Origin of the sequence: Methylobacterium sp. UNC300MFChir4.1 (assembly GCF_900110155.1) — a bacterium.
Classification (GTDB): domain Bacteria; phylum Pseudomonadota; class Alphaproteobacteria; order Rhizobiales; family Beijerinckiaceae; genus Methylobacterium.
This window is the reverse complement of sequence record NZ_FOCS01000017.1, coordinates 74,018-86,890: the sequence shown is the minus strand read 5'-3', so window position 1 is coordinate 86,890 and position 12,873 is coordinate 74,018. Positions and strand designations below refer to the sequence as shown.

Genomic DNA, 12,873 nt, shown 5'->3' with positions numbered 1-12,873 from the left:
GCGAGGGAACACCATGGATTTCGACCTGAACGAGGACCAGTCGCTCCTGCGCGACAGCGTCGAGCGGCTGGCCGCCGACCTCTACCCGTCGCTGGAGAGCCGGCAGGCGCGCCTCAAGGCGCCCCTCGGCTTCCCCGAGGACGGCTGGGCGGCCTTCGCGGAACTCGGGGTCGCCGGCCTGCCCTTCTCCGAGGACGAGGGCGGCCTCGGCGGCGGCCCGGTCGAGACCATGCTGGTCATGGAGGCGGTGGGCCGCAACCTCGTGGTCGAGCCCCTGCTCGCGAGCCTCGTGCTGGGCTCGACGGCCCTGCGGCTCGGCGGCAGCGCCGCGCAGCGGGAGCGCCTCGTCCCGGGACTCGTCGCCGGCGACCTCCGCCTGACCCTCGCCCACACCGAGCGCCAGTCCCGCTACGACCTCGCCGACGTGGCGACGACCGCCCGGCGCTCCGGCGAGGGCTACGTGCTGAGCGGGGCGAAGAGCGTCGTGCCCAACGCCGACGCGGCCGGCCTGATGGTGGTCTCGGCCCGCGTCTCGGGCGAGCGGCGCGACCCGAGCGGGATCGGCCTGTTCCTCGTCCCGACCGACGCCCCCGGCGTCGCCATCGAGGCCTACCCGACCCAGGACGGCGGCCGGGCCGCCGAGGTGTCCTTCTCCGACGTGACGCTCCCGGCCGACGCGGCGCTCGGCGACCCGGAGGGCGGCCTGCCGCTCCTGGAGCGGGTGGTGGAGCACGGGATCGCGGCGCTCGCCGCCGAGGCGGTGGGCTCCATGGACGCGCTCCACAAGCTCACGGTGGAGTACCTCAAGACCCGCAAGCAGTTCGGCGTCAGCGTCGGCTCGTTCCAGGCGCTGCAGCACCGCGCCGTCGACATGCTGATCCAGCTTGAGCAGGCCCGCTCCATGGCGCTCTACGCCGCCATGATGGTGGACACACCCGAGCCGCGCGCGCGGGCGGCGGCCCTGTCGGCCGTGAAGGTGCAGATCAACAAGGCCTGCCGCTACGTCGGCCAGGAGGCGGTGCAGCTCCACGGCGGCATCGGCATGACGCTCGAGTATATCGGCGCCCACCACTTCAAGCGGCTCGCCATGATCGAGTACCAGCTCGGCGACACCGCCCACCACCTGCGCCGGATCACGCAGGACGAGAACGGCCTGCTGGCGGCGTAGTTCGCCTCAGGCGCTGGCACCGTCCCTGCGGGCGGAGCGGAGCGATCCGGTGGCGCCGCGCGCGAACGTGTCGCGCTGCCCCGGGCCGCCTCGCTCCGCGCGCGATGACGGAGCGATCAGTTGAACAGCGTGCCGACCCCGCCCTGGACGCGGCCGAGGCCGGCCCGCGCGACGGTGTTGTTGGGGTCGATCGTCGAGGCGCGCTGGTAGTTCTCCATCGCCTCCTTGCGCTGGCCCTGCTTCTCGTAGGCGAGGCCCCGATAGGCCCAGGAGGTGGCGTCCTTGGCATTCACGTTGAGCGCGGCGTTGTAGTCCTCAATCGCCTTCGCGTACTGGTTGGTCGCGATCAGGCTCTGGCCGCGGGCCGCGTAGGGCGCGGCCACGAACGGGTCGCGGTCGATGGCGGCGTCGAAATCGGCGATCGCCTGGGTGTCCTGGCCCTGCTTCTGCTTCACGAGGCCGCGGGCATGGTACGCCTGCGCGGATTCGGGGCTCAGGCGGATCGCGACGTTGAGGTCGTTCAGCGCCTGGTCGAGGTTGCCCTGCGCGCGCTCGACATTGGCCCGGCCGATATAGGCCGGCCCGTAATTCGGATCGATCCCGATCGCCTTGGAAAAGTCCTGCAGCGCCGGGCCGTCGCGGCCGATCTGGCGGTTCGCCAGGGCGCGATTGTTGTAGGCGGAGGCGGAGTTCGGATCGAGCTGGATCGCCTTGGTGAAGTCGCCGATGGCGTCGTTGAACTGGCCGGCGCGGGCGTAGGCGGCGCCGCGGGTGTTGTAGGCCGCCGCGTCGTTCGGGTTGCGCTGCACGACCTCGGTCAGGGAGGCGATGTTGACGTTCGTGGCGCCGGTCGTGTCCTTCTCCAGGACCGCGTATTGCCGCGGGCCGGCCGCGCTGCCGACGGTCTCGCAGCCCGCGAGGCCGGCAGCCGAGACCAAGGCCGCGCCGATCAGTGCCGTCTTCCGTCCCAGCCGGTTGCGTACGTTCATTGCCCCACTCTCCCCGAGGCGTCGCCCGCTCCGCGCGCGCCCGCCCCGCCCCTCACAGTCCAAGAGCCCGCGCCGAGCGCCGGGCACGCCCGAGTTCGGGGCACCGTCGCGCATCACGGTGAAGGCCGGCTTAAGAAGCGCCGCCTCGTGATCCGGCCCCCGCCGGTCCCGGCGGGACCGGAGCGGTGCGGGCGGGCTCGAGCGGCAGCATTCGGAACCGACCACACTGTCGTGGAAGCGGCGGGATGTGGCGAAGGTATGGCTCGACCGTTCCGCGGGGCCGCGGACGGCCCTCCGGCGATCACGCGGCGACGCGGGTGTGCCCTCGAAGCCTCAGGATCCGGTCGGACCCGGCCCGAGGCGCGTGACGTGGCCCATCTTGCGGCCGGGGCGCGCCTCGCCCTTGCCGTACAGGTGCAGGTGGGCGCCGGGCTCGGCCAGCAGGGCGTGCCAGTCGTCGGCCTGGGCGCCGATCAGGTTGCGCATCTCGACGGGCAGGCCGCCGACCCGGCCCGCATCGCCCAGCGGCCAGCCGCAGACGGCCCGGACGTGCTGGGCGAACTGCGAGGTCAGCGCGCCCTCGCTGGTCCAGTGGCCGGAATTGTGCACCCGGGGCGCGATCTCGTTGACCACGAGCCGCTCCGCCCCGTCCTCGCGGACGAGGAACATCTCGACGGCGAGCACGCCGACATAGTCGAGGGCGTCGGCGATCCGCCGGGCGATCTCGACGGCGGCGCGGCCCGTCTCGGCGGACACGCCGGGCGCCGGCACCCGGGTCAGCGCGAGGATGTGGTCGCGGTGCTCGTTCTCGCAGAGGTCGTAGGCCGCGAAGCTGCCGTCGCGCCCGCGCGCGCCCACCACCGAGACCTCGCGCTCGAACGGCACGAAGCCCTCCAGGATCAGCGGCGCGCCGCCGAACTCGGCGAACAGGGCATTGCGGTCGCCCTCGGCCCGCTCGCGGAGCATGCGCTGCCCCTTGCCGTCGTAGCCGAAGCGGCGGGTCTTGAGCACGGCCGGCAGGCCGATCACCTCGATCGCCCGGTCGAGGTCGTCGGGCGTGTCCACCGCCCGGAACGGCGCCGTCGGAATGCCCAGGCCGTTGATGAACTCCTTCTCGGAGAGCCGGTCCTGCGTGGTCGAGAGCGCGCGCGCGTTCGGGTGCAGGACGGCGTGCCGGGCCAGCACGTCGGCGGTGGCGTGCGGGATGTTCTCGAACTCGTAGGTCACGACGTCGACGCCGCGGGCGAAATCCGCCAGCGCCGCGGCGTCGTCGTAGGCCGCGCAGGTGGTCCGGGCGGCCACGTCGAAGGCGGGGCTGTCCGCGTCGGGCGCGTAGACATGCGCCTTGAGGCCGTAATCGGCCGCCGCGAGCGCGATCATGCGCCCGAGCTGGCCCCCACCGACGATGCCGAGGATGGAGCCGGGGCCGAGGATCTTGTCCGTCACGCGTTCTCTTCCGTCACCGGCCGTTCGGCCACCGAGGCGCTCTGGGCCGCGCGCCACGCCTCCAGGCGCTCCGCCAGGTCCGGATCGGTCAGCGCCAGGACGGCGGCGGCGAGCAGGGCCGCGTTCACCGCCCCGGCCCGGCCGATCGCCAGGGTCCCCACCGGGATGCCCGCCGGCATCTGGACGATGGAGAGCAGGCTGTCCTGGCCGGAGAGGGCCTTCGACTCCACCGGCACGCCGAAGACCGGCAGGCGGGTCATCGCGGCCGCCATGCCGGGCAGGTGCGCGGCGCCGCCCGCACCGGCGATCACCACCTTGAGGCCGGCCGCGACCGCGCCCTTGGCGAAGGCGACGAGCCGGTCCGGCGTGCGGTGGGCCGACACGATGCGCGCGTCGTACGGTACGCCGAGCGCGTCGAGCGTCTCGGCGGCATGACGCATGGTCGCCCAGTCGGACTGGCTGCCCATGATGATCGCGACCGGAGGAGGCGACGCCATCGTTGATCCCGGCAAAAGAGGGCGCTTACAGGCGGCGCGGGCCCGCGGCAAGGCGGGGCCGGAGGGCGTCCACCGGCATCAGGCGATGATGTCCGGCGTGAGCGCGTCCTCGATGTGATAGATGCGGTCGCGCAGCGTGAGCTTGCGCTTCTTCAGGCGCTGGATCTGGAGTTGATCGCCGGCGACGCTGCGCTCCAGCGCCTCGATGGCGCTGTCGAGATCCCGGTGCTCCTCGCGCAGCCGCGCCAGCTCGCCCTGGAGGTCCGACTGCGCACCCTCACCCGCCTCGTCCGCCATCGTCACCTGAGAACCCGAAGACCGTTCGTCGCCCGAGAGCATGCGTCACGCTCCGGCGCCGGACAAGGCGGCGCGGTAAGCAATCATCAGACTTAGCAGCAGAAAACGCTTCGACAGGTCCGGCATCCTGTGCCAATCTCGTTGTGTCGAAACGATGACAGGAGATTCGACTCATGTCGCTGCAGACGCATCTGAACCAACTCGCCCGGAAGCACGAAGCCCTCGAGCGCGAGATTCAGGAAGCGATCCACAGACCTTCGGCGAACGACCTCCACATCGCCGAGCTGAAGCGACGGAAACTCCTCCTCAAGGACGAGATCAACAAGCTCCAGGCGGGCAACGACACGTTGCACTGACGCCTGAGACGTCCAATACGATAGCGAATTCACGCTGACGACCGCCGCATCGGGAGCCCCGGTGCGGCGGTTTTCTTTTGGGGGCACCGAGCCGCGGCCGTCACGCCCGTGGCCACTCCCTCCCGTGGCCACTCCCGTGCGCGCGAGAATGGGCTACTCTGCGACCCGCCGCCGGAGAGCGGTCCGCGAGGAAACGCCCAACCGATGACGAGAGCCAGCCTGCAGGGCCGCTACCCGGAGATCTACGAATCGGCCTGCCGCGACCCCGAGGCGTTCTGGCTCGGCGCGGCGCGGGCCCTCGACTGGGCGCGGGCGCCGGAGCGGGCCTTCGCGCCGGATTCCGGCCCCTACGGACGCTGGTTCCCGGACGGCACCCTGAACGCCTGCCACAACGCGGTCGACCGCCACGCGGACGGGGGCCGGGCGGATCAGGTGGCGATCCGCTACGACTCGCCCGTGACCGGGACCAAGCGCAGCATCACCTACCGGGCGCTGCGCGACGAGGTGGCGGTGCTGGCCGCCGTGCTGGCCGACCTCGGCGTCGGCAAGGGCGACCGGGTGATCCTGTACATGCCGATGGTGCCCGAGGCGCTGTTCGGCATGCTGGCCTGCGCCCGGCTCGGCGCGGTCCACTCGGTGGTGTTCGGCGGCTTCGCCGCCAACGAGCTGGCGGTGCGGATCGAGGACGCGGCGCCGAAGGTGGTGCTCGCCGCCTCCTGCGGGATCGAGCCGAACCGCGTGGTCGCCTACAAGCCGCTCCTCGACGCGGCGATCGCGGCCTCGCGGCACAAGCCGGAGGCCTGCCTGATCCTCCAGCGCCCGCAAGGGCCCGCGACCCTCGTCGCGGACCGGGATCGCGACTGGGGTGAGACCGTCGCGGCCGCCCGGGCGGCGGGGCGGAGCGCGGCGTGCGTGCCGGTCGCCGCCACCGACCCGCTCTACGTCCTCTACACCTCCGGCACGACCGGGAAGCCGAAGGGCGTGGTCCGCGATACCGGTGGCTACCTCGTCGCCCTGGCCTGGTCGATGCCGAACCTCTACGGCGTCCAGCCCGGCGAGACCTACTTCTGCGCCTCCGACATCGGCTGGGTCGTCGGCCACTCCTACATCGTCTACGCGCCGCTCCTGCACGGCTGCACCACGGTCCTCTACGAGGGGAAACCTGTCGGCACGCCCGATGCCGGCGCCTTCTGGCGGGTGGTCGCCGAGTACGGGGTGGTCTGCCTGTTCACCGCGCCGACGGCCCTGCGGGCGATCAAGAAGGAGGATTCGAAGGGCGCCCGGATCGCCGATCACGACCTCTCGGCCTTCCGCAGCCTGTTCCTGGCGGGCGAGCGCGCCGATCCCGACTCGGTCGCCTGGGCCGAGCGCGTGCTGGGCCGACCGGTGGTCGACCATTGGTGGCAGACCGAGACCGGCTGGCCGATCGCCGGCAACCCGATGGGCCTCGGCCTCCTGCCGGTGAAGCACGGCAGCACCTGCGTGCCGATGCCGGGCTACCGGGTCGAAGTGCTGGACGAGGGCGGCAAGCCGGTTCCGGCGGGCACCATGGGCACCATCGCGATCCGCCTGCCCCTGCCGCCCGGCTGCCTGCCGACGCTCTGGGGCTCGGACGACCGGATGCGGTCGAGCTACCTCGCCACCTTCCCGGGCTACTACGACACGTCGGATGCCGGGGTGATCGACGCCGACGGCTACATCACGGTCCTGGGACGGACCGACGACATCATCAACGTCGCGGGCCACCGGCTGTCCACCGGCGGCATGGAGGCGGTGCTGGCGAGCCACCCGGACGTGGCGGAATGCGCGGTCATCGGCATCCGCGACGCGCTGAAGGGGGAGGTGCCCTGCGGGTTCGTGGTGCTGAAGGCCGGCGTCGCCCGGCCGACCGAGACGATCGAGCGGGAACTCGTCGCCAAGGTGCGGGACGAGATCGGCCCGGTGGCGGCCTTCAAGCTGGCGCTGACCGTGCCGCGGCTGCCCAAGACCCGATCGGGCAAGATCCTGCGGGCCACCATGAAGCGCATCGCCGATCACGAGCCCTGGACGATGCCGGCGACGATCGACGACGCGGCGGCCCTCGACGAGATCGGCGACAGCCTGAAGGACCGGGGGATCGGCGCGGACCGGTAGGGTGCCGGACCGCGCCGCTTGCGCGTTGACGGGCGATCGCGGCCCGCCTCAATCCGCGTCGGCGCCGTCGTCGTCGGTGTCGATATCGACCGTCGGCGCCGGCTGCGTCAGGGCGGGCGCGTAGGTCCCCGCGGTCGGACCCGTGGTGACCGAGGCCGGGACGCGCCGGGCGTTCGGCTCGGACGGGATCAGCGTCGCGGTGGCGGCCACGAGGCCGGCGAGGGACCGGACATCCTGCGGCTGCCGCGGATCGCGCGAGATCAGCGTCGCCTCCTGTTGCAGGCGGAGATTGCAGGCCTCCGAAGGCAGGCCGCCGTTCGGCGTACAGGCGTCGTGGCGGGCGCAGGCGGCATCGAGGGCGTCGATCGGCGGGAGCGGCGCGTTGTTGCCCGGTCCGCAGTAATTCCCGTGGATCAGCATCTTGGGGCCGCCGAAGGCGGCGGGCTGGGCCTGGGCGGTGCCCGCGAGGGCGGCGCAGCCGGCGGCCAGGGCGAGCGGGACGGCGAGTCTGGTGAGCATCATCTGGACCTCGGGCGATCTCGCCCCCTCAGGCGGTTCGCGTCGATTGCCGCGATGCGGCGACAGGCCAGGAAACGGGCGGCCACATCCGCAAGTTCCCGCAACGCCCGCCCGCAGAGGTGCTCTGCCGCACCGCACTGGCCGCCGCGCCCGTCCTGGGCCAGAGTGAACCCTCCACCAGGAGTTGCCGATGACCGCTCGCCTGTTCGAACCGCTGACGCTCGACGCGCTGACGCTCGAGAACCGCATCCTCGTCGCGCCGATGTGCCAGTACTCGGCGCGGGACGGCGAGGCGACCGACTGGCACATGATGCATCTCGGCCAGCTCGCAATGTCCGGAGCGGGGCTGCTGACCCTGGAGGCCACCGCGGTCTCCCCGGAAGCGCGGATCACCGCCTGGGATCTCGGCCTCTACAACGACGGCTGCGAGCGGGCGCTGGGCCGGGTGCTCGACGCCGTGCGCGAATACGCGCCGATCCCGGTCTGCATCCAGATCGCCCATGCCGGGCGCAAGGCCTCCAGCGAGGCCCCCTGGGCCGGCGGCCAGCAGATCCCGCCGGAGCACGCCCACGGCTGGCGCACCGAGGCGCCCTCGGCGGTCGCGCACGGCGAGGGCGAGGTCCCGCCCCACGCCCTCGACGCCGCCGACCTGAAGCGCGTCCGCGACCAGTTCGTGGCCACCGCCAAGCGGGCCGTGCGCCTCGGCATCGAGGCCGTCGAGTTGCACGGCGCCCACGGCTACCTGCTGCACCAGTTCCTGTCGCCGATCGCCAACAAGCGGACAGATGAATACGGCGGCAGCCTCGCCAACCGCATGCGCTTCCCCCTGGAGGTCTACGACGCGGTGCGGGATGTCGTGCCTGCCGGCAGCCCGGTCTGGCTGCGGGTCTCGGCCACCGACTGGGTCGAGGACGGCTGGGATCTCGACGAGACGGTGGAGCTGGCCCAGGCCCTGAAGAAGGCCGGCTCCCCTGCGATCCACGTCTCCACGGGCGGCGTCTCGCCCAAGCAGGCGATCAGGCTCGGGCCGGGCTATCAGGTGCCCTACGCGGAGCGGATCAAGGCCGAGACGGGCCTCACCACCATCGCGGTCGGGCTGATCACCGAGGCGCACCAAGCGGAGACGATCCTGCAGGAGGGCCGGGCGGACGCGATCTCGCTCGCCCGCGCCATGCTGTACGATCCGCGCTGGCCCTGGCACGCCGCCGCCGAGCTCGGCGCCCGGGTGCGCGCGCCCAAGCAGTACTGGCGCTCGCAGCCGCGGGAGTACAAAGACCTGTTCAAGGACACGGCCTTCGGTCAGCGCTGAGGGCGGCCCTCACCGCGGCAGCGCGCCGACCAGCGGCCCGAGAGGGCGGCTGATGTCGGTGCGGCCGAGGTTTGGCGCGTAGAGGCTGGAGACCGAGCCGTCGAGGAATAGGGCGTTCCGGCAGCCGAGATCGTCGCGGAACAGCCGCGCGAAGGCGCCGAAGGTCACCGGGCGCTCGGAGATCGCGAAGATCGCCACGTGCCCGTCGCCGGGCACGCCGACGCCGTTGCGGATCTTCTGGCTCGGCCCGTCGGCGGCGATCTTCGGGTGGATCTGGCCGTCGATCACCAGCATCGGCCCGGACTGCGTGGCGAAATCCGGCCGGATCTTCGCCCGCAGGTAGCGGGACGTGTCGACCACCCCGGCGCGCTCACCCTTCAGCCAGAAGATCCCGTTGGGCTTCAGGTGGAAATTGCCCGGCCCGTCCGCCGTGGAGACGCGCTTCAGCTCGTGCCCGTTCTCGACGTAGAGGCCGACCGGCGCCTGGTCCTTGTCGTACATGCCGGCGTTCATCGCGAAGGCGAGGCGGCCGCCCTGCTTCTCGGCGAGGGTGCCGAGGGCGCCGTAGGGCTTGCCGTCGTCTTGGAGCCAGAACAGCCGCAGCCGCTGCTTCCGGAGGTCGATGGTACAGACCGTGAAGGTCTCACCCTGCGCCTCGACCGCCCGGCAGGGCTCCGTCGCGGCCGGGGCGGCCGCCCGGGCCGGGGCCGCGAGGGCGAGCAGCGTGATCAAGAGGGCGTGAGCCGGGCGCAGCATCATCATTCGTTCCAGGCAGCTCGGGGACGGCGAGTCGGGGACGGCGAAGCTCGTTCGGGCCGCCCTTCGCCCTGGAAAGCGGCGAATTTCGTGTCCGAGCCGCGCCCGGATGGGTCCGGACGCGGCCGGGTGGGTCTCGCGACCGCGCGCCGCGGCCGGGGCTGGACCGTTTTGCCGGTTCGAGCGTTCTTAGCCGCAGAGGGCGTGTTTCCACGGAGATGACGTGATGAAGGGTGCAGTGCTCGGCTCGGCCCTGCTGGCGGCGGGTGCTCTGGCCTTGGCGCCGGCCAGCGCGGACGCGCGCGGCTTCGGCGGCGGCGGCTTCCATGGCGGCGGTTTCGGCGGCGGCTTCCACGGTGGCGGGTTCGGCGGCGGCTTCCGCGGCGGCGGGTTCGGCGGCTTCCGCAACGGCGGGTTCGGAGGCGGCTTCCGCGGCGTCGGCTTCCGTCCGGGCGGCTTCGGCTACGGCCGCGGCTTCTACGGCCGGGGCTACGGCTGGCGCGGCGGTTACGGCTACCGCGGCGGCTACGGCTACGGGCTCGGTGGCCTGGGCCTCGGCGTCGGGCTCGGCCTCGCGGCCGGGGGCCTCTACGGCGGCTACGGCTACCCGGGTTACGGCTACGGTTACGGCGGCGGCTACGCCCCCGTCGGCTACGGGTACGGCGGCGATTACGGCTACGGCGGCGGCTGTTACACGGTCCCGCGGGTGCGCTGGACTCCCTACGGCTACCGGCGGGTTCTGGTCGAGCGCTGCTACTGAGCGTCGATCGAGCGTGAAAAGAACGGGACAGGCCGCCTCCGGGCGGCCTTTTCCTTTCCGGTTGCTTGCGTGAACCGCCGCATCGTTGGACAGCTCTGCCTGGGACGCTGATACTGGTATCGGGCGGCGGGAGGCGGTGATGAGTTCAGCAACCGGGCAGGGGCCCACGGGCGTGGACGCGGTCGAGATCCGCGACGCCAGCCTCACCGCCTTCTACCGATCGATGACGCCGCCGGAGCGGCACACCTTCTGGGCGTGCGCCGCCGGCTGGTGCCTCGACGGCATGGACTTCATGATCTACCCGCTGGTGATCGGCACGATCATGGCGCTGTGGCACGTCGATGCCGGCACGGCCGGGCTCGCCGCCACGGTGACGCTGCTGGCCTCGGCGCTCGGCGGCTGGCTCGCGGGCTTCGTCGCCGACCGCATCGGCCGGGTGCTGACGCTGCAGATCACGATCCTCTGGTTCTCGCTGTTCTCCCTCCTCTGCGCCTTCGTCCAGAACTTCGAGCAGCTGCTCATCGCGCGGGCGCTGCTCGGCCTCGGCTTCGGCGGCGAGTGGGCGGCCGGCGCCGTGCTGATCGGCGAGACGATCCGGGCCGAGTATCGCGGCCGGGCGGTGGGCTCGGTCCAGTCCGGCTGGGCGATCGGCTGGGGCCTCGCGGTCCTGTCGCAGGCGGTGCTGTTCTCGCTTCTGCCGCCCGAGACCGCGTGGCGCTGGATGTTCGCGGTGGGCGCGCTGCCGGCGCTGCTGGTGTTCTACCTGCGCCGCTACGTGAAGGAGCCGGAGGTCGCCGCCGAATCCCGCGCCCGGGCCGCCGCCACGGGCGACCGGCCGCAGATCTGGGAGATCTTCTCCGGCCCGATCCTCAAGACGACGCTGCTCGCCTCGCTGGCGGCGGCGGGCTGCCAGGGCGGCTACTACGCGATCACCACCTGGGTGCCGCGCTTCCTGACCACAGAGCGCCACCTGTCGATCGTGTCCTCCACCGGCTACCTCGCGGCCCTGATCATCGGCTCGTTCACCGGCTACCTCGTGGGCGCGTGGCTCGCCGACCGGCTCGGCCGGCGGCCGCTGTTCCTGATCTTCTCGCTTGGCGCCATCGCGGTGATCGTGGCCTACACGCAGATCCCGCTCTCGAACGGCGTGCTCTGGGTGCTGGGCTTCCCGCTGGGCTTCTTCGCCTCCGGCTACTTCTCCGGCATGGGCGCCTTCCTGACCGAACTGTACCCGACCCGCCTGCGCGGCTCGGGGCAGGGGTTCTGCTACAATTTCGGCCGCGGCATCGGCGCCCTGTTCCCGGCGCTGGTCGGCTACCTCGCGGAGCGCGCCGGTCTCGCCTCGGCCATCGCGATCTTCGCGGCCGTCGCCTACGGGATCTTCTTCCTGGCGGCCTTCGCGCTGCCCGAGACGCGCGGCAAGGTCCTGCACGCGGATTCCTGATCATGCCCGAGATCCGAGACTGCCCCGCCCCGGACCCGCATCCGGAAGGCCCGACCCGCTACGCCGTGCCGGAGGGCGCGGTCGACACGCACGCCCACGTCATCGGCCTGCCGCCGGACTATCCCCTGGTGGCGGACCGCAGCTACACGCCCCCGGCGGCGCCGGCCGAGCGGTATCTGGCGATGCTCGACGGGACCGGCATGGCCAACGGCGTGCTGATCCAGGTCAGCGTGCACGGCACCGACAACCGGCTGATGGTCGAGACGCTGCGCGCCCACCGGCGGCGCCTGCGCGGCGTCGCGGTGATCCCGCTCGGCTTGCCCGACGCCGAGCTCGCCGCGCTGAAAGAGGCCGGCGTGGTCGGCCTGCGCCTCAACGTCCTGTTCGGCGGCGGGGTCGGGCTCGACGCGGTCGAGTCCTACGGGGCGCTCGCCCGCGAGATGGGCTGGCACCTCCAGTTCCTGCTCGATGCCCGCGAGCTGCCGCCGATCGCCGGCCGCCTGTCGCGGCTGCCCGTGCCGCTGGTCTTCGACCATATGGGCCACATGCCGACCTCGGCGGGCGTGGACCATCCGGGGTTCCGGGCACTGCTCGGCCTCGTCGCCGACGGCAACTGGGTGAAGCTCTCGGGCGCCTTCCGGGACTCCGTCACCGGGCCCCCCTACGCCGACACGATCCCCTTCGCCCGGGCGCTCAACGACGCCGCGCCGGACCGCTGCCTCTGGGGCTCGGACTGGCCGCACGTGGCCGCCTGGGACGGGCCGCCGCGGACGCGGGACCTCCTCGACCTGATGGCCGACTGGGTGCCGGACGCGGACAGGCGCCGGATGGTTTTCGTCGACAACCCGCGGCGGCTCTACGGCTTCGGGTAGGGGCGGCCGCTCACAGGCCGCCGAGGAGCCCGCCGTCATCGCGCGCAGCGCAGCGACCCGGGATCGCGCGAGGCCCGGAAAGCGGAGCGCGGGGCTTCCGTCAGACCCGCAGGTCGACGCTCTGGCCCTGTCCGGGAGGGGCCGGCGGGCCGGCGCTCGCCGCCTGGGCGGCGCTGTCCGCCACCAGCCCGGCGACCGCCTTGTCGGCGGAGAGCTGCTGCTTGGCGACGGCGATGCCGATCTGCTGGTTCTGGGACGAACCCAGCATCTGGACGGCGGCTGCGGCGATCGAATCCATGCCGCCGATCCTGGACCACCGGTCTGAAT

14 protein-coding genes are annotated in these 12,873 nt (G+C 72.4%); 7 read left to right on the top strand and 7 right to left on the bottom strand.

Translation table 11 applies throughout. The annotated features are described in order from the left end of the window. Positions 1–13: 13 nt before the first annotated feature. Complete coding sequence (locus BMY19_RS21270) at positions 14–1,168, top strand: acyl-CoA dehydrogenase family protein (protein WP_091979846.1); 1,155 nt, start codon at positions 14–16, stop codon at positions 1,166–1,168. A 116-nt stretch (positions 1,169–1,284) separates the two neighbouring features. Here the strand turns inward: BMY19_RS21270 and BMY19_RS21265 are convergent, their stop codons facing one another. From BMY19_RS21265 to BMY19_RS21250, 4 genes are all read right to left on the bottom strand, one after another. Continuing rightward, positions 1,285–2,157, bottom strand: a complete 873-nt coding sequence (locus tag BMY19_RS21265) for a tetratricopeptide repeat protein (RefSeq protein ID WP_020092402.1) — start codon at positions 2,155–2,157, stop codon at positions 1,285–1,287. Between the two features lie 333 nt (positions 2,158–2,490). After that, positions 2,491–3,603 (bottom strand): 5-(carboxyamino)imidazole ribonucleotide synthase, encoded by a 1,113-nt coding sequence (locus BMY19_RS21260; RefSeq protein WP_091979844.1) that lies wholly within the window; start codon positions 3,601–3,603, stop codon positions 2,491–2,493. Next, positions 3,600–4,100: a 5-(carboxyamino)imidazole ribonucleotide mutase gene (gene purE, locus BMY19_RS21255; RefSeq protein ID WP_020092404.1), complete on the bottom strand. Its 501-nt coding sequence runs from the start codon at positions 4,098–4,100 to the stop codon at positions 3,600–3,602. Before purE ends, BMY19_RS21260 begins: the two co-directional genes overlap by 4 nt. A gap of 78 nt (positions 4,101–4,178) precedes the next feature. Continuing rightward, entirely contained in the window at positions 4,179–4,439 is a 261-nt protein-coding gene (locus BMY19_RS21250; RefSeq protein ID WP_244527029.1) for a YdcH family protein, read from the bottom strand. A 131-nt stretch (positions 4,440–4,570) separates the two neighbouring features. Here BMY19_RS21250 and BMY19_RS21245 point away from each other — a divergent pair, with 131 nt between their 5' ends. After that, on the top strand, positions 4,571–4,753 hold the full coding sequence (locus BMY19_RS21245; RefSeq protein ID WP_012318068.1) for a YdcH family protein: 183 nt from the start codon (positions 4,571–4,573) through the stop codon (positions 4,751–4,753). 204 nt (positions 4,754–4,957) lie between these two features. Next, the gene (locus BMY19_RS21240) at positions 4,958–6,886 is read left to right on the top strand and encodes a propionyl-CoA synthetase (RefSeq protein ID WP_100252859.1); all 1,929 of its coding nucleotides are present in this window, start codon (positions 4,958–4,960) and stop codon (positions 6,884–6,886) included. Positions 6,887–6,934: 48 nt separating this feature from the next. On the opposite strand, the gene BMY19_RS21235 is transcribed toward BMY19_RS21240, so the two are convergent. Then, positions 6,935–7,408, bottom strand: a complete 474-nt coding sequence (locus BMY19_RS21235; protein WP_020092407.1) for a phospholipase A2 family protein — start codon at positions 7,406–7,408, stop codon at positions 6,935–6,937. Between the two features lie 187 nt (positions 7,409–7,595). Between BMY19_RS21235 and BMY19_RS21230 the strand changes: the two genes are divergently transcribed. Then, the gene (locus BMY19_RS21230) at positions 7,596–8,714 is read left to right on the top strand and encodes an NADH:flavin oxidoreductase/NADH oxidase (protein WP_100252858.1); all 1,119 of its coding nucleotides are present in this window, start codon (positions 7,596–7,598) and stop codon (positions 8,712–8,714) included. A gap of 9 nt (positions 8,715–8,723) precedes the next feature. On the opposite strand, the gene BMY19_RS21225 is transcribed toward BMY19_RS21230, so the two are convergent. Then, entirely contained in the window at positions 8,724–9,473 is a 750-nt protein-coding gene (locus tag BMY19_RS21225) for a phosphodiester glycosidase family protein (RefSeq protein ID WP_091927307.1), read from the bottom strand. 223 nt (positions 9,474–9,696) lie between these two features. On the opposite strand from BMY19_RS21225, the gene BMY19_RS21220 reads away from it, so the two are divergent. The 3 genes from BMY19_RS21220 (at position 9,697) to BMY19_RS21210 (ending at position 12,546) form a co-directional block, all read left to right on the top strand. Continuing rightward, on the top strand, positions 9,697–10,230 hold the full coding sequence (locus tag BMY19_RS21220; protein ID WP_091927252.1) for a hypothetical protein: 534 nt from the start codon (positions 9,697–9,699) through the stop codon (positions 10,228–10,230). Positions 10,231–10,369: 139 nt separating this feature from the next. Beyond that, on the top strand, positions 10,370–11,674 hold the full coding sequence (locus BMY19_RS21215; RefSeq protein ID WP_026604804.1) for an MFS transporter: 1,305 nt from the start codon (positions 10,370–10,372) through the stop codon (positions 11,672–11,674). Between the two features lie 2 nt (positions 11,675–11,676). Next, positions 11,677–12,546 carry an amidohydrolase family protein gene (locus BMY19_RS21210; RefSeq protein ID WP_100252857.1) on the top strand — a complete coding sequence of 290 codons (870 nt, stop codon included), beginning with the start codon at positions 11,677–11,679 and terminating at the stop codon, positions 12,544–12,546. A 100-nt stretch (positions 12,547–12,646) separates the two neighbouring features. Here BMY19_RS21210 and BMY19_RS21205 read toward each other — a convergent pair whose 3' ends face one another. Beyond that, the gene (locus tag BMY19_RS21205) at positions 12,647–12,844 is read right to left on the bottom strand and encodes a hypothetical protein (RefSeq protein WP_091682246.1); all 198 of its coding nucleotides are present in this window, start codon (positions 12,842–12,844) and stop codon (positions 12,647–12,649) included. Positions 12,845–12,873 lie beyond the last annotated feature (29 nt).